We start from the raw sequence: 25000 nt of genomic DNA on the forward strand, positions 1-25000 counted from the left end.
CCAGGAACACATCTGATGATCAATCTCGAACTTCCCAGAAAGCTCAAGGCGTCGTCCAACCAGGCGCATCAGGTGGCCGCCGAGATCTTCCGGCCGGTCTCGCGCAAGTACGATCTCGCCGAGCACGAGTACCCGGTCGAGCTCGACACGATGGCCGCCATGGTCGAAGGGCTCAACGACTCCGGTCAGGGCGCAGCGGGAGCAGCGCTCGGCCGCGACGACAAGGCCCAGAAGCCTTCCGCCGGAAACGCCAACGGCGGCAACATGGCCGGTCTGCTCAACGTCATCGAGACCTGCTGGGGCGACGTCGGGCTGACCCTGTCGATTCCCTACCAGGGCCTGGGCAACTCGGCGATCGCGGCGGTCGCGACCGACGAGCAGCTCGAACGATTCGGCAAGGTGTGGGCGTCGATGGCCATCACGGAGCCGAGCTTCGGATCCGATTCGGCCGCTGTCACCACCACGGCCGTACTCGACGGTGACGAGTGGGTCCTCAACGGCGAGAAGATCTTCGTCACCGCCGGGGAACGCTCCACGCACGTCGTCGTGTGGGCGTCCGTCGATCGCTCGAAGGGCCGCGCCGCGATCAAGTCGTTCGTCGTTCCCCGCGAGGCTCCCGGCCTCTCGGTCGCGCGACTCGAACACAAGCTCGGTATCAAGGCGTCCGACACCGCGGTGCTGCTGCTGCAGGACTGCCGCATCCCGAAGGACAACATCCTCGGTTCGCCCGAGGTGAACGTGGAGCAGGGCTTCGCGGGCGTCATGCAGACCTTCGACAACACGCGCCCGATCGTCGCGGGAATGGCCATCGGTTTGGCCCGCGCGGCCCTCGAGGAACTGCGCACGATCCTGTCGGAGGCCGGCGTGGAGGTGTCCTACGACGTTCCCGCCATGAACCAGCACGCCGCTGCCGCCGCATTCCTCGAACTCGAGGCCGACTGGGAGGCCGCATACCTGCTGTCCCTGCGGGCGACGTGGATGGCCGACAACAAGCAGCCGAACTCGCTCGAGGCGTCGATCTCCAAGGCCAAGGCGGGCCGCACCGGAACGGCGGTGTCGCTCAAGGCGGTCGAACTCGCCGGCACGTACGGCTACTCGGAGCGTCCTCTGCTCGAGAAGTGGGCCCGCGACAGCAAGATCCTCGACATCTTCGAGGGGACCCAGCAGATCCAGCAGCTGATCGTCGCGCGCCGGGTGCTCGGCAAGTCGTCCTCCGAACTGAAGTGATGTAGCGGTTCGGAGGTTCCATCGGGGGATCGGACAACTCCCGTCGCACAGTGTGCGGCGGGAGTTGCGCCGTCTGGTCACCGAGCGAATGAGCGAGTGTACCGTTCGTCTCCCTCGATCGAGCCGACGATACATTCGCTCGGGTCGACCGGCGGCTGTTCGGGAGCGTTGGGTGATGTCGTCATGCGCCGCTCTCGGCGACGGCCCCCCAGGCGCGAGCGAGTGGTGGTCGGGGGCGCTACCCACCTCCCGAAAGGAGGGTTCGCGGAAGGGGGGGGTCGAATCCCCAGAAAATTTCAGGCCCGGGAAACCTTGGTTTCCCGGGCCTGATTCGTAGCGGGGACAGGATTTGAACCTGCGACCTCTGGGTTATGAGCCCAGCGAGCTACCGAGCTGCTCCACCCCGCGTTGCATGAACGAAGTTACACGAGCGTCGGAACGGAAAGCAAATCGCCTGCACCGCGCACCGATTCGGTACGGACACCGGACGATTCGCGTGTCCGGGGTCACTTCCCGACCACATCCACAGTCCGCCACCACGATGATCGGCGCGGATTCTGCGGGCCTGCGCCGCTCGAGCAACCGTTCGGGAAAGTAGTCCCCCGAGAACGTAGGAACCCCACGGCCACCGCCGCGGGGTTCCTACGTTCTGCACCTGGAGCGCCGGTCAGCCGCCCGACGACTGGTAGCTCTCGACGGCACGCTGCACCCGGTCGAGTGCACGTCCGTACTGCCCGAAGTCGCCGCTGCGCTGAGCGTTGGCGAGGTCCTCGAGAGCCGAATCGAGTTCGGCGATCGCCGCGTCCCGACCCACCGGTGGCGCCGACGGGGCCGGTGCCTCCGCCTCACCGTCCGGTGTGACGACGGGTGCGGCTCCCTCCGCGGTCTCCGTCCGGGTCTCGTCTTCCACTTCGGCGCTCGCGACCGCTTCCCCGCCCGGGGCCGTCGCCATGTCGCCGACACCGGGGCCGAACACCTGGTCCAGTGCTGCGGCGAGCGTCGGGGCGTAGCCGATCCGCACACCACCGCTCGAACCCGGCTCCCGATAACTCACGAGCACACGTGACAGCTGCGGGAACGTCGAGGTGCTGCCCGCCGTCGGGTTACGTTCGGTGTACATCGGCTGGACGTACAGGATGCCGCCCTGCGCGATCGGCAACGTCAGCAGGTTGCCGTAGTGGATCCGGTTGGATCTCTCGAGCAGCGTCCGTTCCGACGCCACCCGGGTATCGGAGATCATGGCATTCTGAGTCTGCTCCGGACCAAATGTCTGTGTGTCCGTAGGTAATTGCAGAATCGTGAACTTGCCGTAGTTCTCGGGATCGGATTCCACGGAGATGTACGCCGACAGGAACTGCCGGTTGTAACCCACCATCGCCGACGTCAACCTGAACCGCGCCTCGGCCGTCGTCTCGTCGCCCATCAGCAGGTAGTACGGCGGCTGATTGGCGGTCGTGTCGACCGTCGGATCCGCGGGAACCGACCAGAACGCGTTGTTGGTGAAGAACTCACGCGGATCGTCGACGTGGTACTTCGCCAACATCTCGCGCTGCACCTTGAACAGATCCTCCGGGTACCGGAAGTGTGCACTCAACTCGTCGGAGACCTGGTCCTTGGGTGTCACCGCGTCCGGGAAGACCCCCATCCACGCGCTGAGCACCGGATCCTGCTCATCGACCTGATAGAGGGTCACGGTGCCGTCGTACGCATCGACCGTCGCCTTCACCGAGTTACGGATGTACGACACCTCCTTACGCGGCAGCAGACGTCCGGTGTTCTGATCGATGCTGTCCTCGACCAGTCCCTCGAGCGAACTGCGCTGCGCGTACGGGTAGTTGTCGAGCGTGGTGTACGCGTCGACGATCCACACGATCCGCCCGTCGACCGCGGCGGGGTAGACGTCGCCGTCCGCCGTGAGCCACGGCGCGACCTTGGTGACGCGATCGCGGGGGTCGCGGTTGAACAGGATCTTCGAATCGCTGCCGATCGCACTGGAGAACAAGATGTTGCGTTCGGCGTACTTTCCGGCGAACGCCAACCGGTTGAACCAGTTCCCGATGTCGACCCCACCCTCACCGGTGTACGTGTACTTCTCGGTGTCGGTGTCGTACTCGCGGGGCGCGGATCCCTCGGGGCCGCCGACGATCGCGTAGTCCGGGTCGGCCTGCGCGATCACCTCGCCGTAGTAGACGCGGGGCTGCTCGACGGGAATGACCTGGTTGTCCGCAGCGAGCGACGCGAGGTCACTGATCATGTACACGGGGTAGCCGCTGTTGCTGTTCGCGGCCTCCTCCGCCGACGCACTCACCGCGGCGTTCACGCGGTTCGCCGGTGCCGCCACCAGACCGTTGCCGTGCGTGTACACGGTGTGCCGGTTGATCCAGTCGGTCTGGTTGCCGGTGAGACTCGACGGAGACAGCTCACGCGCCGCGACGATGTAGTCCTCGACACGCCCGTCGACCTCGTACCGGTCGATGTCCAGCGATTCGGGGTAGCCGTAGAAGTTCTTCAGCTGCGTCTGCTGCGTGAAGGTGCGCGGCAGCACGTTCGGGTCGAGCAGACGCGTGTTCGCGATGGTGGTGATGTCGGCCGGAACCTCCTCCGGCGGCACCGTGCCCTCACCCGAATACGCCTCGTACGTGACGACGTCGTCGGTGATCCCGTACGCCTCCCGGGTCGCCGCGATGTTCCGCTCGATGTACTCGCGCTCCTTGTCGGCGGCGTTCGGCCGGACCGAGAACTGCTCGACCATCAGCGGATAGACGGCGCCCACGAGGATGGACGACAGGACCAGCAACGCTGTCGCGAGCGCCGGGATACGCAGATCACGCAGCACGATCGCTGCGAAGAACGCCAGCGCACAGATGACGGCGATCGCCATCAGGATCATCTTCGCGGGCAACACCGCATTGGTGTCGGTGAAACCGGCGCCGGTGAACATCGGTTCCTTGCGCCCGCTCCACAACAGCTCGTAGCGATCCAACCAGTACGCGACCGCCTTGAACGCCACGAAGAGCCCGGCCATGATCGCCAATTGCACACGAGCGGCGGTGGACACACTGCCACCGCGCCCCGCCAGGCGGATCCCACCGAACACGTAGTGGGTGACCAGACTCGCGAGGAACGCGAAGATCACGGCCACGAACATCCAGTTCAGGACGAACCGGTAGAACGGCAGGTCGAACGCATAGAACCCGACATCCAAGCCGAACTGCGGATCGGTGGTGCCGAACGAACCTCCGTTGAAGAACATCTGCACCGTCACCCAGCTCGACTGGGCGATCAGCCCCGACAGCACACCCAGCACGATCGGGATGCCGAGCCCGAAGGTGCGCATCCGCGTCATCACCGCGGTGCGGTACCGCGCGACGGGATCGTTGGGACCGGCCGTGGGGACGAACACCGGTCTGGACCGGTACGCGAGGAGCAGCGCCAGCCACACCACGACACCCACGAACACGCCGACCACGAGGAACAACACGATCCTCGTCATCAGCACCTTGACGTACACACTGCGGAAATCGACGGAACCGAACCACAGCCAGTTGGTGTACGTGTCCACGAGCCGCGGCCCGAGCAGCAGCAGCACAGCGACCACCGCAGCCAGAACCAGCAGGATCTTGGTTCGTTTCGACAAACTCGGTATTCCGGTCGGGGGCCTCATGCCCACGTGCCACGCTCCCAACTCTTCCGTCGGCGCACGGGGGCGCCACGTCCGTCACCTCGACTGACCGTTTCGCCCCACTCTACGGAACCAGGGACGCCACGGCTCGCATGCAGGCGAATGTCAGGATGGACCGGTGACCGATCACCTGCCAGTCCCGTCCGAGAGCGCCCTCGCGCGCGCCGTCCACGAGATCGTCGACTTCGTCGACGCCGAGGGTTGGGACCGGCCGCCCACGCTGTTCGCGCTGGTCCCCACCGCGCTGCTCGCCGCGGCCGAACCGACGCTGAGCGACCAACTCGACGACGGGCACGAATACACCCCGGTCGTGCAGGAACTCCTGCCCGACGACGTCGAGGGGGGCAGTCCCGCGCTCGAAGAGTTCCTCTCGACCACGAGCTGGCCCGACCAGGTCGCCGGATGCGCCCTGGTGCAGGAGATCGTGGTGCTGCCACCGGGCGCCGAGTCCGACCTCGACGAGGCGTCCGCGCCGCAACTGACCGACCGTCATCGCACCACCGCCCGGGAGGCGGCGTTGCGCCGCCCCGACGGCCGGGAGGCCCGCCTGATCACGGGCGTACTGCGCGACGGTCCGTCGCTGAGCCTGCTCGAGTTGCGCCCCACGGACGACGACCCGTTCGCCGGCGCCGAACTGCGCACCTACGACGAGCTCGCACCGGGTGTCGTGGCCGCCCTGTACGCGACACTCGACAACCGACCCGACTGACACCCGGCCCGGCCGACGTCACCGGCAGGTGGGTGCGTCACCGCCTGCCGCGACGGTCGCGAGCGCGTCGATCGCGCCGTCGAGGGTCTCCACCTCCACGAGCCGGACACCGTCGGGGGCACCGGTCAGCGCCTCCGCGCAGTTGTCGGCCGGCACCAGGAACACCGATGCACCCTGTTCGGCGGCGGCGGTGAGCTTGTGGGTGATCCCGCCGATCGGCCCCACCACGCCGTCCGAGTCGATCGTGCCGGTCCCGGCCACGTCCATCCCGCCGTTGAGCTCGCCGGGACTCAACTTGTCGACCACCGCCAGGCTGAACATCAGCCCGGCCGACGGACCACCGATGTCGGCGAGGTTGAACGTGACCGTGAACGGCACGTCCGGGACCTCCTCCGTACCGATGCCGAGGAAGCCCTTGTCGGGGGCCCCCGGTCGAGCCCCGACAGTGACCGTCACGGTCTGCTCGGCACCGTCGCGGTCGACGACGATGTCGACGGTGCCGCCGGGTGCGACGGCTCCCACCGCCCGCTGCACGTCACCCGCCGTGGCCATGTCCTCCCCACCGACCCGCAGGATGCGATCGCCCTCGCTGAGCAGGCCCGATGCGGGGACGTCCTCCCCCACCTGCGCGACCCTCAGCACGACCGGCATGTCCAGGTGGTGCAGCGCGGCGAGTTCGGCGCTGCGCTCGGACTGCGTGAACTGCGCGTGATCGGCCGCCCGGACCTCGTCCTTGCTGCGGTTCGGTGGATAGACCTGTTCGCGCGGGGCGAGCGAGTACCGTCCGCTGACCCACGCCGTCAGTGTCTGCGCGAAGTTGAGACTGTCCGTGACACCGACGGTGGTCATGACCAACTGCCCGGTCGTCGGGTCCGGCTCGACACCGTCGACCTGCACCACCGGGGTGCCGTCGACATCACCGAGGGTGTCGAAGGTCGGCCCCGGTCCGAGCGCGACATACGGAACCCGCACGTTGAAGGCGATGATCACGAGAACCACGACCGGGAGCAGCACAGCGACAGGTGTCACGAGGCGTCGATTCACCCGGACAGGGTATCGGGACCTCTCTGTTCGCCGTCAGCGTGACTGCGTGCGGCGTTTCGGTGCGCCCGGCCTTGTACCGTTGACGGTATGAGCGACGTGCCCTTCGGATTCTCGAATCCCGACGACGATCCCGACCGCAAGAAGGACGGGGGATCCGGCAGTGGCGACTCCGGCAGTGGCGGCGCCGGCGGATTCCCGTTCGGGTTCGGAGCACCCGGCGGAGAGAACCCGTTCGGGGGTGGGCAGAACCCGTTCGGCGCGCAGGGCTTCGACCCGTCCCAGCTCGGGCAGATGCTCAGCCAGTTCGGGCAGATGCTCAGCGGGATGGGGTCGGCGATGGGGTCCGGCGACACCGGACCGGTGAACTACGACATCGCCGTCAAACTCGCCCGCCAGCAGATCGGATCCGTCACCCCGGTCTCGTCGACGACCGCCGATGCCGTCCGCGACGCGACCCGCCTCGCCGAACTGTGGCTCGACGCGGCGACGACACTGCCTGCCGGTGCCTCGCGCACGGTCGTGTGGACCCCGGTCGACTGGCTCGACAACACGCTCGACACCTGGAAGCGTCTGTGCAATCCGATCGCCGAGCAGGTCAACGGCATGATGGTGCAGGGCCTGCCCGAGGAGGCCCGGGCGATGGTCGGCCCGATGATGGGGATGTTCGCGCAGATGGGTGGGGTGGCGTTCGGATCGCAGCTCGGTCAGGCACTCGGCCAGCTGTCCAAGGAGGTGCTGACCTCCACCGACATCGGTCTTCCCCTCGGCCCCGAGGGCACCGCGGCGCTCATGCCCACCGCCATCGAGGCGTTCGGTGACGGGCTCGAACAGCCCGCCCAGGAGGTCATGGTCTTCCTGGCGGCCCGCGAGGCCGCACACCAACGCCTGTTCAGCCACGTCCCCTGGCTCCGGCAGCGTCTGCTCGGCACCGTCGAGGAGTACGCGCGCGGCATCAAGATGGATTTCTCGGCGATCGAGGATCTCGCGCAGGGCTTCGACCCGAACGCCCTCGCCGATCCGGAGAAGCTCCAGGAACTGCTCGGCCAGGGCGCGTTCGAACCGCAGACCACTCCGGAACAGAAGCAGGCCCTCGAACGGCTCGAAACGCTCTTCGCCCTGATCGAGGGCTGGGTCGAGACCGTGGTGCTCGACGCACTCGGCGACCGGCTCCCGGGCGCATCGGCCCTGAGCGAGACGCTGCGGCGCCGCCGGGCCACCGGTGGGCCCGCCGAACAGACCTTCGCGTCCCTGGTCGGTCTCGAGCTCCGTCCCCGGAAACTGCGGGAGGCCGCCGCGTTGTGGCGCACCCTGACCACCGATGCCGGCACCGATGCCCGCGACCACGTCTGGGCGCATCCCGATCTGATGCCCGATTCCTCCGATCTGGACAACCCCGACGGATTCGTCGCGCGGGTGCTCGGCACCGACACGGGTGCGTTCGACGATCCGATCGCACAGCTCGAGGCCATGATGGAGCGGGAACGCGCGGAGCGGGAGGAGACGGAAGGCCGCGAGGACGGTTCCGACGGCACCGGTGACGATCCGGGCAAATCCGTCTGACCCGACGTTCCACCAGGTCACCGGGCTGCCGACCTGTGGACAACCGGTGTTCGACGATCGGCGGCGACCGCCACACGTGCGAGGCTGCCGTGCATGACGCCTCCGCCGCCGACCGGACTGCTCCTCGACCCCGCACTGCTCGTACTGCGCCGCCCCGACGACACCGTGCAACTCGGGTGGGGGCCGGACACCGGCGCCGTCCTCGTCCCGCCGGCGGGACTCGATGCCTTCGACGTGTGCGCACTGCTCCGGATGCTCGACGGCCGTATGGACCGCGACCGGATCCTCGACGAGGCAGGTCGGCGCGGCCTCGACCCGACCGCCGTCGCGACGGTGGTCGACGGGCTCGTCGACGCCGGCATGGTGCGCACCTCCGACCTCACGGGCGGAGATCCACTCGAACCGGTCACCGCACCCAGGCTCCGGGTGTACGGGCTCGGTCCACTCACCGAAGCGCTGTGCGACCAGTTGTCCCGGACACATGCCGACTGGTCGCGGGCCGCGCGCTACACGGACGACGCGGAGCTGCGGGGCGGTCTCGGGTGTGTGATCCTCGCCGACCATCAGGTACCCGATCCCCGGTTGGTCCGGGATCTGATGGCCCACGACATCACGCATTTGACGGTGCGGGTCCGGGACGGCCGCGGGCTGGTCGGACCGCTCGTCGCACCGGGCCGCACGAGTTGTCTGCGCTGCGCCGACCTCGCCCGCACCGATGCCGATCCTGCGTGGCCCCGATTGGCCGCGCAGCTGTGGCGTCGGATCGGGCACGCGGACCGGGCCACCACACAGGTCACGGCGGCACTGGCGCTTCGCCAACTCGATCCGATCCTCGGCGGTGGGCGCACGTCGACACCGACGGCGGTCGACGGGACCGTCGAGGTGGATCTGCGGACGTACCGTTTCGAAACCCGCAGGTGGCGACCGCACCCCGACTGCTCGTGCCGAACGTCGCGGTCGGGCGTTCAGGCATGATGGTCATCGTGACCGACATCCCTCGCAGAAGCTCTTCCCGCACCGCCAGACTCGCGAGCATCCCGTTGGGGATCGCCGGGCGCGCCGCGGTGGGTTTCGGCAGGCGTCTCGCCGGCGGCGACCGGGAGGAGATCGACGCCGAGATGACCGCGAAGGCCGCCGAGCAATTGTTCAGTGTGCTGGGTGAGCTCAAGGGCGGTGCCATGAAGTTCGGGCAGGCTCTGAGCGTCATGGAGGCGGCGGTCCCCGAAGAGTTCGCCGAGCCGTACCGTGAAGCACTCACCAAGCTGCAGGCCGAGGCACCTCCCCTGCCGGCGAAATCCGTCCATCGCGTGCTCGACCAGCAACTGGGCACCCGCTGGCGTGAGCGGTTCACCTCGTTCGACGATGTTCCGACGGCGTCGGCCAGTATCGGCCAGGTCCACCGTGCCGTGTGGTCGGACGGCAGGGATGTGGCCGTGAAGGTGCAGTATCCCGGGGCCGACGAGGCGCTGCGCGCAGATCTGCGCACCCTGTCGCGGTTCGCGTCGCTGTTCGCCACCGTGATGCCGGGAACCGACGTCCGCGCGATACTCGACGAACTGACGGCCCGAACCGAGGAGGAACTGGACTACCGCACCGAGGCGGACAATCAGCGGGCCTTCGCCGCGGCGTTCGACGGCGATCCGGATGTCCTCGTCCCCCGGGTGGTCGCGAGCTCCCCGAAAGTCACCGTGACCGAATGGCTTTCGGCAACTCCCCTGTCGGCGATCATCCACGACGGAACCCGGGAGCAGCGCAACCGCGCCGGGGAACTACTGGCCGAGTTCCATTTCGCTTCCCCCGCCCGCGTCGGAATGCTGCACAGCGACCCGCACCCGGGCAACTTCATGCTGCTCGACGACGGCCGACTCGGTGTGCTCGACTTCGGCGCGACCGCACCGATGCCCGACGGGTTCCCACCCGTGCTGGGTCGGATGGTACGGCTCGCGCTCGACGAGCGCTTCGACGAACTGACTCGGCTGTTGTACGACAACGATTTCGTGCTTCCGGGACGAACCGTCACGGATCGGGAGATCGCCGACTACCTGCGGCCGTTCACGGACCCGATCCACACCGAGTCGTTCCATTTCACCCGCGCGTGGCTGCAGAAGGCAGCCGGCGCCGCCACGGATCTGACGGGACCCCAGTTCAAGACGGCGCGGACCCTGAACCTGCCGCCCCAGTACCTGAGTGTGTTCCGGGTGCTGCTGGGCTCGGTGGGGATCTGCGCCCAGCTCGACGCGTACGCACCGTACATGCGCATCCTCACAAAGTGGCTGCCCGGGTTCGCCGACGAGTGACGGCCGGCCCCGGGCCGGAACCCGTCCGCGCGCGACACCTGGTCACACGCAGACGAGCTCCTTTTCCCGGGGGGCGTCCGTCCCAGCACCGGTGACCGGGTCGACGACGGGGTGCTTGCGCGGACGACCCCGAGGCCGCTTACGCGCGACCACGACTCCGCGATCGAGTATCTCGCCGCCCCACACACCCCACGGCTCTTCCCGGTCGAGTGCCGCCGCGAGGCACTGCGCGCGAACGGGACACGACGCGCAGAGCGTCTTGGCGTGTTCGAGGTCCGCCGGTGCTTCGGCAAACCACAGGTCGGGATCGTTGTCGTGGCACGGCAGCAGGGTGCGACGGTCCTGCTGCCGGGCGTCGGGATCGCGCGGGACGGTCGACATCATGTCGCTCGGCACGAGGGCTCCTCTGCGATGGTTCGGATGGTGAAGGTGCGAACCGGGCCGAAGAACGAAGAAGGCCACGGTCCGCTGGGCGGTGTCCGTGGCCTGGAATGACTCGCGATGTCTAGCGGGATCGCTCCCGACGGAGCCGGTCGGCCACGGACGATACGGCGGCGCGCACGCGCGGGGCAGCGGGTGCCCCGGCTGCGACGGCGGCCGCGGATGCGTAGAAATCCATGGCGAGCATCGGGGGCCACCTCCTCTTCGGTGCGCGCACGGGCGTCTCCCGTGACATCGGAATCCAGGGTAACGACATCGCGGTGAGGCGCACAAGTTATTTTCTACCTGCGGTTTCGTCGGTCGCGGGGCGTGCCGCCCCGGCGGACGCACCCGCTCCGTCGCCGTCGAACACGACGACCCCGACCGCCCGACGATCCTGCCGACGGATCCGCACGGGCGCACGTCGAGACCGATCTGCAACGCACCGCAGACCGTCACGCAACCTCGACGAGCGATTCGTATGCAACGCTAACGTGGTGCAGAAGAGACCTGTGTGCTTCATGTTGCGTGTGATGTCCGCTGCGGCCGTGGCTGCGACGTTGTCGTTCGGGTTCGCCGTCCCGGCGGGTGCCGAGCCGGCCCCGGACGGTGCGACCGCACCGGGCAGCGAGCCCACCGCCGCGGTCGACGCCGCAGCGGATTCCGCGCGCATCGTCGAGATCCGGGAGATCTCACCGACGCACAGCGTCGTCGACGTCTATTCACCGTCGATGGGACGCGTCATCTCCAACGACGTGCTGCGCCCCGCGACCGGCGGGTCGCTTCCCACCCTGTATCTGCTCAACGGGGCACTCGGCAACGAGGACGGCGTCGGCTGGATCAACAATTCCGGTGCGCCGGCGTTCTTCGCCGACAAGAACGTCACGGTGGTCCTGCCGATCGGCGGGAGGTTCAGCTTCTACACCGACTGGGACCGGGCCGATCCCGTGCTGGGCGTCAACATGTGGCAGACGTACCTGACGCAGGAGTTGCCGCCGGTGATGGACGCGCACTTCTCGGGCACCGGCCTCGACGCGGTCGCGGGCCTGTCCATGAGCGGTGGACCCGCCCTGGACCTCGCGATCCAGGCGCCGGGCCGGTACCGGGCCGCGGCCTCCTTCAGCGGCTGCCCCGCGCCGAGCAGTTTCCTCGCGTCGTTCGGAATCTCGACCATGATCGCCAGCGGCCTGAACAACCCCTTCAACATGTGGGGGCTTCCTGGCAGCGCCGCATGGCGCGCGCACGATCCCGCTCTCAACGTCGAGAAGTTGCGTGGCACCGCGGTGTACGTGAGCGCCTCGCGGGGTGCGACGGGTGCCGTCGACCGGATCCCCGCCGGTGCGATTCCCCCGATCGGGGGAATGGTCGTCGAAGGACTCGTCCACCGCTGCACCGAGATGTTCGTCGACGCGCTGAACGCGGCGAACGTCCCGGCCACCGTGTCGATGCGCGACACCGGCGCCCACACGTGGGCACTGTTCGAGGATCAGCTGCGGGAAGCCTGGCGCACCACCATTGCGCCGGCCCTGGCGACCCGCTGACGGCCGAGCCCGGCCGGTGGCGGTGAGACGCCGCCGGACCTAGATGTCGAGGGTGTCGGCGGTCCGATCCCCGCGGACCAGCGCCAGGACTTCCGCACCGTACTGCTCGAGCTTCTTGGCTCCGATCCCGGGGATGGCGACGAGTTCCCGGTCGTCGGACGGTTGCTGTTCGGCGATCGCGACGAGTGTGTTGTCGCTGAACACCACGTACGCCGGCACCTTCAGCTCCTTCGAGCGGTCGCGTCGCCAGTGTTTGAGAGCGACGAGCAGATCCTCGTCGAGGTTCGACGGGCACCCTTCGCAGCGGCCGAGCATCGTGGCGGTCGACCCCATCAGCGGCTTGCCGCACACGCGGCACTGCGGCCGCCGCTTCTTCGACGGCGCCGGCTCCACGATCCGCGAGGCGGGTGAGCTGTCCGGGATGAGCCCGTGCAGGAACCGCGAGCGGCGTCGGCTGCGTCGACCCCCCTCCGTGCGCGCCAACGCCCACGACAGCTGCAGGTGGACGCGGGCACGGGTGACACCGACGTACAGCAGACGCCGCTCCTCCTCGATGCCCGCCTCGTCCGGCGGAGTGTCCTTGTCGCCGGTCACATGGCTGATGGGCAACGCACCGTCGGTGAGACCGACGAGGAACACCGCATCCCATTCGAGGCCCTTCGCGGCATGCAACGACGCGAGGGTCACGCCCTGGACGGTCGGTGGTCGGCGGGCCTCCGCCCGCGCCGCGAGGTCGCGGAGCAGCCCGTCCAGGCCCAGGTCCGGTTCGTGCTCGAGCAGTTCCTCGGTGAGTTGCACGAGGGCGGTCAACGACGCCCATCGCTCACGGGCCTGAGTGCCCACAGGTTCGGTCTCGGTCAGGCCGAGTGGCACGAGTGTGGCGCGCACCAGTGCGACGAGACCCGGTCCGCGTACCGCGTCGTCGGGCAGATCGTCGCGGGACGCGGTCTGCCGCAGGGCACTGACAGCCTGCCGCACATCCGCCCGCTGGAAGAAGCCCTCGCCTCCCCGCACCTGATACGGGATGCCCGCTTCGGTGAACGCCTGCTCGTAGGCCTCGGACTGCGCGTTGATCCGGTACAGCACCGCGATCTCCGACGCCTCGACGCCGTCGCGGAGGAGTTTCGCGATGGCCTTCGCAACGGCCGTCGCCTCGGCGGGTTCGTCGTCGAACTCCGCGAAGGCCGGTTCCGGACCGGCCGGTCGCTGGCCGATCAGCTTCAGACGGGTACCGGCGATCCTGCCCCGCGCCTGCCCGATCACGCGGTTCGCGAGGTCGACGACCTGCGGTGTGGATCGGTAGTCGCGTTCGAGCCGCACGACGGTCGCGTCGGGGAACCGCCGTGAGAAGTCCAGCAGGTAGCCGGGGGTGGCTCCCGTGAACGAGTAGATGGTCTGATTGGCATCCCCGACCACGGTGAGGTCGTCGCGGTCGCCGAGCCACGCGTCCAGCACCCGCTGCTGCAGGGGCGTGACGTCCTGGTATTCGTCGACGACGAAGCAGCGGTAGCGGTCGCGGAACTCCTCCGCGACCGCCGAGTTCTCCTCGAGCGCCGCCGCCGTGTGCATCAGCAGATCGTCGAAGTCGAGGTAGATGCCGTCCTCGCCGCGGTTCTTGAGCGCCTCGTATCCGGTGTAGACCGCGACGACGCGTTCGGCGTCGGCGGGCGGCTCACGATGCGCGCGGGCCACGGCCGCCGGATAGTCCTCGGGCGCGATCAACGAGCCCTTCGCCCATTCGATCTCCGAGAGCAGGTCGCGCACCGTGTCGGTGTCGGCGCGCATCCCGGCACGGTGCGCGGCCTGGGAGACGGCCGCGAACTTCCGGTCCAACAGATGCCACGGGATGTCGCCGACCACCTGCGGCCAGAAGTAGCGCAACTGGCGCATCGCCGCGGCATGGAAGGTGCGGGCCTGTACCTGCGGGCCCGACCCACCGACACCGAGTTCCCTTAGCCGCGAACGCATCTCCCCCGCCGCGCGCGCGGTGAACGTGACGGCGAGCACCTGACCGGCCGCGACGTGTCCGCCGGCGACGAGGTGGGCGATGCGCCGCGTGATGGTGCGCGTCTTGCCGGTGCCGGCACCGGCGAGCACACACACGGGACCGCGGGGCGCGAGTACCGCCGCTGCCTGTTCAGGGTCCAGACCTTCCACCGCCGCATCCGCACGCATGGCCTCCATCATGGCAGTGGGCGCCGACAGTCCGTCGGACCGGAGTCGTCGTGCACGTCCCGGCTGTGTCGCAGGGCACATTCGGGCCCCGGCAGGAACAGACGGCGAGGGATGTGGTGTTGTCGCGATCATGACGACCACCGAGAACGCCGCCCTGACCGTCTACTCCACGGTGTGGTGCGGATACTGCAAGCGCCTGAAGAAGCAGCTCGACGAGAACGGCATCGCGTACACCGAGATCGACATCGAGGCCGATCCCGCAGCCGCCGAGTTCGTGGGCAGCGTCAACGACGGCAACCACGTGGTGCCGACCGTGAAGTACGCCGACGGCACCACCGCCACCAACCCGCCGCTGTCGGCCGTCAAATGCGCCCTGGGTCTCTAGGCTGCGCCGGGTGTGCAGTTGCCGACACCGACCTGCGGATCAGCCGGAGCGCCGGATACGCAGGCTGCACACTCAGCTCTTCGCCCAGCTCTCGATCATGCCGCGCGCGATCGAGATCGATCCGGGGAGCAACAGGGGTGCGTCCTCCGGTGAACTCCAGTCACCGGCGCCGAGCGCGGCGCACACCTCGTCGCGGGTGAACCAGTGTGCCTCCGCGATCTCCCCGTCGAGGAAGCACAACGGCTGATCCGGGTCGGCGAGCGCCGCGAAACCGAGCATCAGCGACCGCGGGAACGGCCACGGCTGGCTGCCCAGGTAACGCACGTCGCGTACGTCGACGCCGACCTCCTCGCGGATCTCCCGCGCGACGCACGACTCGAGGGATTCACCGGCCTCCACGAATCCGGCGAGCACCGAGTAACGGCGTTCCGGCCACGCCCCCTGGCGGGCGAGCAGCACCCGGTCGGCGCCGTCGTGGACCAGGCAGATGATCGCCGGGTCGGTTCGCGGGAACTCCTCGTGGCCCGTCGCGGTGCTGATCCGCGACCACCCCGACATCACCGGCTCGGTCGGCGAACCGTCGACGGCGCTGTATCCGGCGTGGTCGTGCCAGTTGAGCAAGGCGACCGCCGCCACCATCAGACCCGCGTCGGCCGCACCGAGACCGTCACCGATCCGGCGCAGGTCCGCGACCGTGCCGGTCTGGACCGACACTCGCACGGCCCACACGTGGCGGCCGTCGCGGACCCCGAGGAACACCGCGCCGGGTACCGGTTCGGCGCCGAGCTCCACGGCATCCGCGAACACCGGATCCGTGCCGTCCACGCGGACCTGACCGCGCCGGTCGACCCGCAGGAGCTGCGCGGTCGCCCATCCCGCGCGCAGCGCCCCGACGTCGGCACGCAGCTCCTCGGCTCGATCCACGACGGTGCGCGACAACAACGGGGTGTCCGACAATGCGAAACTGGTCACGCCTGCACCCTAATCCCGCATCGGCCCCGGAGCGGAGCCCGACACCAGGCGAATGTAGAGAAGCTTGTCTCCCGCCTCGACGGCGTCCACCTCCGGCGACCCGATCCGCCACATGCGCTCGTCCCGCACGACCGCAAGCACGATGTCCTTCAGGTGCCGCGGCGACCCCCCCACCTCGCTGTCGTCGACCTCCCGTTCGGAGATCGCGAATCCCGCTTCGGGGGTGAGCAGGTCTTCGATCATCTCGACGACGTTCGGTGTCGTGGTGGCGATACCCAGGAGACGGCCGGCCGTCTCGGACGAGATCACCACCGAATCCGCCCCGGATTGGCGCAGCAAGTGCGTGTTCTCCGATTCGCGGATCGCCGCGACGATCTTCGCCTTCGGAGCGATCTCACGGGCGCTGAGCGTCACGAGCACCGCCGTGTCGTCGCGGTTCGCCGCGACGATCACCGATGCGGCGTGCTGCACACCCGCCAGCCGCAACACATCGGACTTCGTCGCCGAACCCTGCACCGTGACGAGTCCCTGCCCCGCCGCGGATTCGAGGATCGCCGGATCGGTGTCGACCACCACGATCTCCGACGGGGGGATCCCGTCCCCGAGCATCGCATCGACGGCGGTCCGCCCCTTGGTGCCGTACCCGATGACGACGGTGTGATTACGCACGCGGCGCCTCCATCCGGAACCGTCCGGCCGGACGCGACCTCCGCGGCATCGTACGTCCCACCTCGTTCCGCGCTCTCGACGTCGCCCGGGACCGGGCGGCGTCTGTCCGTCTGCAGCACTGGGAGCCTACGCGCGGCCGCTAGTGTGGCGCACATGTCCACGCATCCTTCTCGTCGTCCCGCCCTGCGCCTCGCCGCGGTGCTGGCCGGGGCCGGTGTGCTGCACTTCGTGCGGCCCGCTCCGTTCGACGGCATCGTGCCGCGCGCGCTGCCCGGTGACGCCCGCACCTACACGTACGTGTCGGGCGCGGCGGAACTCGCGGTCGCCGCTGCCCTCACCGTTCCACGCACACGCCGACTCGGCGGTACCCTCGCCGCGGCGCTGTTCGTCGCGGTGTTTCCCGCGAACGTGCAGATGGCGGTGTCGTGGCTGCGCAGTGATCGGATCTCCCCCGCCGCGAAGGCCGGTGCCCTCGTGCGGCTGCCGTTGCAGATCCCGCTGATCACCGAGGCGTGGAAGGTGCGGCGCACGGGCTGAGGGTTCCTGCCCACTCGAGGAAGGAGTCCGCCGAGTGTCCGACCACCCCGTTCCGGTGTATCTGCGCCCCGCGGCGATCGCCGCCGTCGCCGTCGGCGGATTCGTCGGCACCACCGCCCGGTATCTGCTCACCCTCGCATCTCCCGGCGGGGAGGGTGCGTGGCCGGTGGCCACGTTCGGAATCAACGTCGCCGGTGCACTGTTGCTCGGTGTCTTCCTCGAGTCCCTGATCCGCTCCGGCGCCGACACCGGGATCCGGCAACTCACCCGGCTCGGCGTCGGCACCGGAGCACTCGGTGCGTTCACCACGTACAGCACACTCGCGCTCGACGTCGACCTGCTCGTCCGCACCGGCGCTTCCGTCGCTGCCGCGACCTACGCGGTCGGCACCGTCGTCGCCGGGGTGTTCGCCGCGGCGCTCGGTATCGCACTCGGGGCCCGGTTCCCGGGCGCGCGCACCACGGGCGGGGACTCCGCGGGCGGGCGCATGACAGACGGGGACACGACAGACGGGGGCACGACAGACGGGGGCACGGCACGATGATCCTCACGGTGTGGGTGGGCCTGGCCGGAAGCGCCGGAGCGGTCACCCGATTCGTCGTCGACGGCTACCTTCGGGCCCGCACACCGTCGACCTTCCCGTGGGCGACGGTCGTGATCAACGTGACCGGGTCCCTGCTGCTCGGGGTACTCACCGGACTCGTCCTGTTCCGCGGTGCACCCGCGTCGCTCACCACGATCGCGGGTATCGGATTCTGCGGTGGCTACACGACGTTCGGCACCGCCGGCGTCGACACGGTCCGTCTGCTGCAGCAACGGCGGTACCTGCCCGCGCTCGGCAACACCGTCGGCACGCTGATCACGACGATCGTGGCCGTGGCGGCCGGTCTCGCGCTGACCCACCCGTGACGGGTGGGGTCTTCCGTCAGCGCGGCGCCGTGGGACGCTCGACGGATGCTGCGCCGGCACTGCGCACGAGCCGCTCGAGATCGTCGGCACCGGGGAGGTTCTCCGGTGCGACGGTGCGCCCGGTACGGACGTAGTGGAACGCGGCCCGCACCTTGTCCAGCGGCAGTTCCTGCGGGCGACCGGTGATGCGGGCGGACCGTGCCGCCATCAACTGCGCCCACGCCAGCCGGTACGCGGCGAGCTGCAGACCCACCGACGCGAGTTTCTCGTCGTCGGGTTCGGCGCCGGTCTTCCAGTCGATCACCGTCCAACCGCCGTCGGGCTCCTCGAACACGGCGTCGATGCGTCCGCGGATCACGGTGCCCGCCAACGACGTCTCGAACGGAACCTCCACCTCGACGGGATTGCGGGTCGCCCACGGCGACCTCAGGAACATCTCCTGCAGACGATCGAAGTCGGTTTCGTCGCCGCCTTCGTCGTCGGCGCCGGGCAGTTCGTCGAGGTCCAGCAGTCGGGTCGCGCCGAACCTGCGTTCGAGCCACGCGTGGAACGCGGTGCCGCGACGTGCGAGGGGGTTCGGTTGGAACGGCAGCGGACGCCGCAGTCGCGCCGCCAGGGCGTCGGGATCGTCGGCGAGATCGACGAGCTGGCTGACGGACAGCTGCGCCGGCAAGGTCACCTCGGCACCGCGTTCGGCGCGGTGCCGTCGTTCGGCAAGCAACGCATCGACGTCGGCCGCCCAGCCGTCGGGATCGTCGTCCGGTCGGTCGTCCGGTTCGTCGGGTGCGGCGTCGTCGGGTGGCGGGTCACCGGCGGCGATCGCCTCGAGCACCAGGGCCGCGCCCCGCTCGACGTCGGGCCTGCGCACACCGAGCGGATCCCGCGGCCACACGGCGCTGTGCGGGGTGATCGTCATCGGGTTCTGCTCACCTTCCTCCGGTGCGGGAGCCCAGATCTCGACGACGCCGAGGTCGGGCTGCGCGGTGAGCAGCGCGTGGAGTTCGACGAGGAACTCCGACGGCCCCTTCGGCGCCGACCCGGTGTCGGCCCAGTGGTGCCCCGACACGTACAGGGTCCGTTGGGTGCGGGTGACCGCGACGTAGAACAGGCGACGGTCCTCGTCGAGTTTGCGGCGTTTGAACGCGTCGCGATGCCGACCGATCTCGGTCTCGAGCATCTTGCGATCGCAGATGTCCTCGAGCTCCAGGACGGGCACCCCGTCGACGTCCTCGTCGCCGGGCCGCACCCGGTCGCCGCGCAGCTGCGGTGGCAGTTCGGCGAGCGAACCGAGCCACGTCGACGTGCCCGTGGTGGACGGGAACACCCCGGCCGTCACGTGGGGCACCGCGACGACGTCCCACTCGAGGCCCTTCGCGGAGTGGACGGTGAGAACCTGCACGCGGTCAGGTGCGACCTCCACCTCCCCGGGTGCCAGTCCCTGCTCGATGTCGGCGGCCGCCTCCAGGTAGGCGAGCAGTCCCGGCAACGTCGCGTGCCCGTGGCCCGCATACGACGAGACGACATCGGCGAACGCGTCGAGGTGTTCGCGACCGGCGGTGCCGCCGCGACTGTCGACGCGGGCCTGCGCCTCGATACCGATGCCCAGCACCCGCTCGATGTCCGCGACGAGTTCGGTCAGCGGCTGGCCCAGTCGTTCGCGTAATCCCGCGAGGTCCTTCGCGAGCGCCGTGATCCGGGCGTATCCGAACGCCGAATACCGGTCCGGTGAACCGGGGTCGGAGATCGCGTCGGCGAGCCCCGCATCGTCGGCGTACTCCCCCGGCAACGCCGAGTCGAGTGCGTCGTCGAGCGCATCCGGGTCGGTGACCGCGCCGACGACCCCGTGCCGACCGGCGATCGCGAGTTCCTGTGCGCGCCTCCACAGTGCACGCAGGTCGGCGGCACCGATCTGCCAGCGCGCACCGGTCAGCACCCGCACGGCGGCGCTGCCCGCGCCCGGATCGGCGGTCAACCTCAGCATCGCGAGGACGTCGGCGACCTCGGGGGTGTGCAGCAACCCGCCGAGACCGACCACCTCGACGGGCAGCCCACGCTCCCGCAACGCCTCGGCGATCGGTGCCGCGTCGGCGTTGCGGCGCACCAGCACCGCCGCGCTCGGTGGTGCCTCGTCGCGTTCGTGTGCCGCCGCGTACTCCGCGGCGATGTGATCGGCCACCCATCCGCGTTCGGCGTCGACGTCCGGGCACAACGCGACACCGACGTATCCGTCCTCGGCGCCGGGGCGGGAGCGCAGCCGGCTCACCGTCACTCCGCGCGCGCGGAGTGGCTCGGAGATCTCGTTGGCGAGCCGGAGCGCCTGCGGTGGGTTGCGCCAGCTCGTCAGGAGCTCCAAGGTGGGTGCCGGCGGCCCGCCGGGCGGTGCGAAGTCGGTCGCGAACCGCGGCAGGTTCGCCGCCGACGCTCCGCGCCAGCCGTAGATGGCCTGCATCGGGTCGCCGACCGCGGTCACCGCCAGGTCGCGGTCCTGACCCGCACCGAACAGTGCGGTGAGCAGGATGCGCTGGGCGTGCCCGGTGTCCTGGTACTCGTCGAGCAGCACCGCGCGGAACCGGGAGCGCTCGGACTCGCCGACCTCGGGGTGGTCGCGGGCGACGCGCGCGGCGAGGGACATCTGGCTGCCGAAGTCCAGGGCGCCTTCGCGGCGCAGGGTGTCCGTCAGCCGGTGTACCAACGGCAGGAGTTGCACCCGTGCGTGCTGGGTGTCGAGGTAACCGAGGAGCGTCTTCGACGGACCACCCCGTTGTCCCGGACCGGCCGGCAGGGTGTGGACGAGCTTGTCGAGCTCGGTGTGTGCCTCCCGCACCTCGTCGGGGTCCACGAGGTGCTCGGCGAGCTGCCCGGAGAGGGCGAGCACCGTCTCGGTGACGGTCGTCGGGTTGCTGTCGGTGTCGAGTTCGCCGTCCCACGTGCTGACCACGCGGTGCGCGATCTGCCAGAGTTCGGTCTCCGACAGGAGCACCGCGGACGGTTCGATGGGCAGCAGCAGACCGTGTTCGCCGAGCAGCCGACCCGCGTACGCGTGGTAGGTGCCGACCTCGGGTTCACTGCCGAGGATCCGGGCGCGCAGCTCCCCTGAAGGATCGAGATCGCGGACCAGCGCCGATCCGGCGAGCGTCGCGAGCCGCTGACGGATACGTTTCGTCAGCTCCTGCGCGGCCTTGCGGGTGAACGTCAGGCCGAGAACCTGCTCCGGGTCGACGAGCCCGTTCGCGACGAGCCACACCACCCGCGCGGCCATCGTCTCGGTCTTTCCGGCGCCGGCGCCGGCCACGACGAGCGCCGGACGCATCGGCGCCTCGATGACCGCGGCCTGCTCGTCGGTCGGTGGGTGCTGACCGAGCGCCGCCGCGAGTTGCCGTGCGCTCACCCGCGGTGTCGGTGTCCGTGACGTGATCATCCGCCGGTCACCTGCCGTCCTTCGTCGTGTGCGGGGCAGCTCGACAACACCGGGCAGTGCCGGCAGCCGTCGTTGACGCGCGCGAGGAACCCGGGGCCGCGGGTCGCGGCGGCGGCTTCGTGCACCAGCGACCTCCAGTGATCGAGGTTCTCGTCGTCGAGCGCCGGCTGGGTGCGTTGTGTCGCGCCGTCCTTGTTGTGGGGTTTGGCGACGAACACCAGGCGGGCACCGCCCGGCTCCGACGCGGGGACCCCGTCGACGGCTCCCTCGGCGACCGCGACCTGGTAGGCGGCGAGCTGGGCGTGGTCGCGCGCGGCGTCCTTGGACACGGGATTCTTCGCGGTCTTGACGTCGACGACGACGGGCCGGCCGTCCGCGTCACGTTCGAGCCGGTCGATGCGACCGCGGATCCGCACCCGCGGCTGCTCGTCGGTGCGCGGTTCGAGGATGCCGTCGACACCGACCTCGACACCGATCTCGGTGAGTTCACCGCGCGTGCCGTGCAACCACGTCGTGAACGTGTCGAGCATCCGGCGGGTCCGTTCCAGTTCGCGGCGCGCGTACCAGTCCGAACCGAGATCCACCGATTCCCACGCCTTCTCGAGCGCCCGGTCGATGCGGTCGGGCGCGATGCGACCGGCGAGCGCCTGCACGAGGGTGTGGACGAGGGTGCCGGTCACGGCATGACTGTTCTCCCCGTCGTCTCCGCCGTGCCGCTCGAACATCCAGCGCAGCGGGCACGTCACGAGCTGCTCGACGGTGGACGGAGACAGCCGTACCGTCTCGTCGTCCTCCCACAGGGGTGCGGCGGTGCTCGGTCCGGTCGTCCCGTACCACTCGTCGGGGTGCGCCCCCTTGACGCCGGCACGCGCGAGCCGGGCCAACTGCTGCGCGGCGCGGCGCACCCGGGCCGGTTCACGTTCGGTGAGCACCGGATCGCACACGACACTGCGGAGTTCGGCGACGAGCGAGGGCAACGCGAGCACCCGGGTGTGGGCGACGTCGGGGGATTCGGGCAGGTCGTCGGTGGCGGTCGCGGCATCGGTGCCGAGCAACTCGTCGACGAACCGGGACCGCACGAGTTCGGCATCGGCCGAGACGGAATCGACGGCCGTGACCAGAAGCTGTGTGCGGGCGCGGCTGCACGCGACGAGAAACAGTCGGCGTTCGTCGGCGAGCAGCGGTGCGGTCCGCGACAGGCGAGCACCGCCCGACTCCCCCCCGTCGGCACCGGAGACCGCGTCGATCAACGCCTCGATGCCGAGGAGCGTGCCGCGGGCACGCAGGCTCGGCCACAGCCCCTCCTGCACTCCCGCCACCGCGACGACGTCCCATTCGCGTCCGGCCGCGGAGTGCGCGCTGACGACCGTCACCGCTTCGGTCTCCGCGCCGACACGGCTGCGCACCGATCCCGGGATCTCCTGCTCGGTGAGGTAGTCGACGAACCCGGCGATCTGGGCACGCGGCAACCGGTCCACGTAGTCGGCTGCCGCATCGAACAGCGCGACGACCCCGTCGAGGTCGCGATCGGCCTGTGCACCCACCGGACCGCCCGCGGCGGACGCCGCCGACCAACGACGTTCGAGACGGGTGGCCTGCCACGCCGCCCACAGCACGTCCTCGAGGCCGCCACCGCGCAGTGCCGCCGAGCGGGCCTTGTCGAGCACACCCATGGCCTTCTTCAGCGGCGCCGCCTCGACGTCGGTGAGACCGCGGAGCAGATGCCCGGTGACCTCGGTGTCGCCTTCGGTGAGCAGCAGCCGCAGCAGTTCGGTGGAGTCCCGATCCTCACCGGCCGCGAGTTCGACACGACGCAACCCGCGACGCAACCGCCGCAGCGCGACCGGTTCGGCGCCGCCGACGGGACCGGACATCAGCGCCAGTGCCTCCTCCGGCCCGAAGTTGCGTCCGGACACCGCCCTGAGCACCAGCAGCAGACCCGCGACGCTGTGCTGGCGGGCGAGCGGCAGTTCGGTCGCCGCGGTGGTCATGGGCACCCCGGCAGCGAGCAATGCACGACGCAACGGCGGCAGGGACCGCGGTACCGACCGCACGACGACCGCCATCCGCGACCACGGCACCCCGTCGACGAGATGGGCGCGACGCAACGTGTCGGCGACGAGCGCGGCCTCCTTCGCCTGGCTCGGCAGTACGGACACCCGGACCCGCCCGGGTGCGGTGTCACCGGGATCGTCGTCGGGCGCTTCCGGAACGGCGAGACCGCGGTGCGGCCACGAACCGGGTAGCCGCCGGACGAGTCCGTCGGTGACCGCCGCGAGCGCGGGACGGGAGCGGTGGTCGGTGCACAGCAGCACCTGCCGGTCGGTGCCCGCGTCGGCGAGACCGGTCAGGAAAGCCGTGTCGGCCCCGCGGAAACCGTAGACGGCCTGATCGGGGTCGCCCACGACGGTGCTGGTGCGGGTGCCGGTACCGATGATCCGCACGAGCTGCGCGGCCTGCGGGTCCAGATGTTGGGCGTCGTCGACGAGCAGGTGCCGGATGCGCGTGCGTTCGGCGGCGAGCAGGTCGGGGTCGGTCGCGAATGCGGCCAGGGCCGCACCGACGAGTTCGGCGGCGTCGAGCGCCGGCGCGGTGGCTTCCGGAGCCTCGAGACCGACCGCGCCGCGCAGCAGCATCACCTGCTCGTACCGCTGCGCGAAGCGTCCCGCGGCGACCCATTCGGGCCGCTCACGACGTTCGCCGAGTTCGATGAGGTCCTCCGGGCCGAGCCCGCGTTCGTTCGCGCGCAGCATCAGATCGCGCAGTTCCACCGCGAATCCCGTCATGCCGAGCGCCGGACGCAGTCGTTCGGGCCACATGCCCGCGCCGTCGTCGATGTCGCCGCGCAGCAGTTCCCGCATCACGGCGTCCTGTTCGGCACCGGTGATCAGCCGCGGTGGGGGGTTGCCGTGCGCGGACGCCTGCAGACGCAGGACCGCGAACGCGTACGAGTGCACGGTGCGCACCAGCGGTTCGCGGGTGGCACGCGGATCGCTGGAGGCACCCGCACGCAGCAGGCCCGCGGTGATCGCTTCTCTGACGGCTGTCGCCGCGCGCCGCGAATGCGTGAGGACCAGTACGGATTCGGGGTGGGCGCCGGATGCGATGCGGTGCACGGCGAGGTCGACGAGCAGCGCGGTCTTGCCGGTTCCGGGCCCGCCGAGCACCTGCCACGGCCGCCAGCGCGGCGTGGGCGGCGCATCGGCGAACAGTCGCTGTACGTCGTCGGGCCAGGTGCGGTCCGCGGCCGGTCGCTCGGTGCGGCCGACGAGCCTCGCCGCGGGGCGGCCCGTACCACTCGCCGCGGGGCGGCGCGGGGCGTCGGGGGCGCGTCGGTCGGCTGCGGTCATGTGTCCATCCCAGCAGACGGGTCCGACACCACCGCGCCACGGGGCGACTCGGTTCACCCGCGCTTCCCGCGGATCCATTCGCTTCGCTCCGCCGCAACTGCAGGC

The 25000-nt window shown here is 69.8% G+C and carries 17 protein-coding genes, 1 tRNA gene and 1 pseudogene; 10 read left to right on the forward strand and 9 right to left on the reverse strand.

What is annotated here, in order from left to right:
• Positions 1–15 precede the first annotated feature (15 nt).
• Positions 16–1227, forward strand: a complete 1212-nt coding sequence (locus LDQ05_RS06765) for an acyl-CoA dehydrogenase family protein (protein WP_226436130.1) — start codon at positions 16–18, stop codon at positions 1225–1227.
• Positions 1228–1561: 334 nt separating this feature from the next.
• Here LDQ05_RS06765 and LDQ05_RS06770 read toward each other — a convergent pair.
• Positions 1562–1635: transfer RNA gene (locus tag LDQ05_RS06770), tRNA-Met, on the reverse strand.
• Positions 1636–1894: 259 nt separating this feature from the next.
• Positions 1895–4897: a UPF0182 family protein gene (locus LDQ05_RS06775; protein ID WP_226436131.1), complete on the reverse strand. Its 3003-nt coding sequence runs from the start codon at positions 4895–4897 to the stop codon at positions 1895–1897.
• 130 nt (positions 4898–5027) lie between these two features.
• Here LDQ05_RS06775 and LDQ05_RS06780 point away from each other — a divergent pair, with 130 nt between their 5' ends.
• Positions 5028–5618: a PPA1309 family protein gene (locus LDQ05_RS06780; RefSeq protein WP_226436132.1), complete on the forward strand. Its 591-nt coding sequence runs from the start codon at positions 5028–5030 to the stop codon at positions 5616–5618.
• An 18-nt stretch (positions 5619–5636) separates the two neighbouring features.
• Here LDQ05_RS06780 and LDQ05_RS06785 read toward each other — a convergent pair whose 3' ends face one another.
• On the reverse strand, positions 5637–6662 hold the full coding sequence (locus tag LDQ05_RS06785; RefSeq protein WP_226436133.1) for a YlbL family protein: 1026 nt from the start codon (positions 6660–6662) through the stop codon (positions 5637–5639).
• An 87-nt stretch (positions 6663–6749) separates the two neighbouring features.
• Between LDQ05_RS06785 and LDQ05_RS06790 the strand changes: the two genes are divergently transcribed.
• The 3 genes from LDQ05_RS06790 to LDQ05_RS06800 all read left to right on the forward strand — a co-directional run bounded on the left by LDQ05_RS06790 (position 6750) and on the right by LDQ05_RS06800 (position 10519).
• Positions 6750–8222 (forward strand): zinc-dependent metalloprotease, encoded by a 1473-nt coding sequence (locus LDQ05_RS06790; protein ID WP_226436134.1) that lies wholly within the window; start codon positions 6750–6752, stop codon positions 8220–8222.
• Positions 8223–8315: 93 nt separating this feature from the next.
• Positions 8316–9197 carry a TOMM precursor leader peptide-binding protein gene (locus tag LDQ05_RS06795; protein WP_226436135.1) on the forward strand — a complete coding sequence of 294 codons (882 nt, stop codon included), beginning with the start codon at positions 8316–8318 and terminating at the stop codon, positions 9195–9197.
• A complete protein-coding gene (locus LDQ05_RS06800) occupies positions 9194–10519 on the forward strand; it encodes an ABC1 kinase family protein (protein WP_226436170.1) in 1326 nt (441 codons plus the stop codon). Before LDQ05_RS06795 ends, LDQ05_RS06800 begins: the two co-directional genes overlap by 4 nt.
• A gap of 42 nt (positions 10520–10561) precedes the next feature.
• On the opposite strand, the gene LDQ05_RS06805 is transcribed toward LDQ05_RS06800, so the two are convergent.
• A complete protein-coding gene (locus LDQ05_RS06805) occupies positions 10562–10900 on the reverse strand; it encodes a WhiB family transcriptional regulator (protein ID WP_226436171.1) in 339 nt (112 codons plus the stop codon).
• Positions 10901–11472: 572 nt separating this feature from the next.
• On the opposite strand from LDQ05_RS06805, the gene LDQ05_RS06810 reads away from it, so the two are divergent.
• Complete coding sequence (locus tag LDQ05_RS06810; RefSeq protein WP_226436136.1) at positions 11473–12480, forward strand: alpha/beta hydrolase; 1008 nt, start codon at positions 11473–11475, stop codon at positions 12478–12480.
• Positions 12481–12519: 39 nt separating this feature from the next.
• Here the strand turns inward: LDQ05_RS06810 and LDQ05_RS06815 are convergent, their stop codons facing one another.
• Positions 12520–14655 (reverse strand): ATP-dependent DNA helicase UvrD2, encoded by a 2136-nt coding sequence (locus LDQ05_RS06815; RefSeq protein ID WP_287221836.1) that lies wholly within the window; start codon positions 14653–14655, stop codon positions 12520–12522.
• A gap of 130 nt (positions 14656–14785) precedes the next feature.
• On the opposite strand from LDQ05_RS06815, the gene LDQ05_RS06820 reads away from it, so the two are divergent.
• Entirely contained in the window at positions 14786–15040 is a 255-nt protein-coding gene (locus LDQ05_RS06820) for a mycoredoxin (protein WP_226436138.1), read from the forward strand.
• A 72-nt stretch (positions 15041–15112) separates the two neighbouring features.
• On the opposite strand, the gene nudC is transcribed toward LDQ05_RS06820, so the two are convergent.
• Together nudC and LDQ05_RS06830 are read right to left on the reverse strand one after the other, a co-directional pair.
• Positions 15113–16012: an NAD(+) diphosphatase gene (nudC, locus tag LDQ05_RS06825; RefSeq protein ID WP_226436139.1), complete on the reverse strand. Its 900-nt coding sequence runs from the start codon at positions 16010–16012 to the stop codon at positions 15113–15115.
• A 9-nt stretch (positions 16013–16021) separates the two neighbouring features.
• Positions 16022–16693, reverse strand: a pseudogene (locus tag LDQ05_RS06830) (potassium channel family protein); the annotation flags it as partial.
• Between the two features lie 141 nt (positions 16694–16834).
• Between LDQ05_RS06830 and LDQ05_RS06835 the strand changes: the two are divergent.
• Genes LDQ05_RS06835 through LDQ05_RS06845 form a run of 3 tightly spaced genes read left to right on the forward strand, consistent with a single transcriptional unit; the run spans position 16835 to position 18127 of the window.
• Positions 16835–17218 carry a DoxX family protein gene (locus tag LDQ05_RS06835; RefSeq protein ID WP_226436140.1) on the forward strand — a complete coding sequence of 128 codons (384 nt, stop codon included), beginning with the start codon at positions 16835–16837 and terminating at the stop codon, positions 17216–17218.
• Between the two features lie 34 nt (positions 17219–17252).
• Entirely contained in the window at positions 17253–17762 is a 510-nt protein-coding gene (locus LDQ05_RS06840; RefSeq protein ID WP_226436141.1) for a FluC/FEX family fluoride channel, read from the forward strand.
• Positions 17762–18127 (forward strand): fluoride efflux transporter FluC, encoded by a 366-nt coding sequence (locus LDQ05_RS06845; RefSeq protein ID WP_226436172.1) that lies wholly within the window; start codon positions 17762–17764, stop codon positions 18125–18127. The genes LDQ05_RS06840 and LDQ05_RS06845 overlap by 1 nt, the downstream gene beginning before the upstream one ends.
• Before the next feature lie 16 nt (positions 18128–18143).
• Here LDQ05_RS06845 and LDQ05_RS06850 read toward each other — a convergent pair whose 3' ends face one another.
• The gene (locus tag LDQ05_RS06850) at positions 18144–21545 is read right to left on the reverse strand and encodes an ATP-dependent helicase (RefSeq protein WP_226436142.1); all 3402 of its coding nucleotides are present in this window, start codon (positions 21543–21545) and stop codon (positions 18144–18146) included.
• Positions 21542–24895 carry an ATP-dependent helicase gene (locus LDQ05_RS06855; protein WP_226436143.1) on the reverse strand — a complete coding sequence of 1118 codons (3354 nt, stop codon included), beginning with the start codon at positions 24893–24895 and terminating at the stop codon, positions 21542–21544. The genes LDQ05_RS06850 and LDQ05_RS06855 overlap by 4 nt, the downstream gene beginning before the upstream one ends.
• Positions 24896–25000 lie beyond the last annotated feature (105 nt).

The organism is Rhodococcus yananensis (genome assembly GCF_020515525.1).
Taxonomy (GTDB): Bacteria; Actinomycetota; Actinomycetes; order Mycobacteriales; family Mycobacteriaceae; genus Rhodococcus; species Rhodococcus yananensis.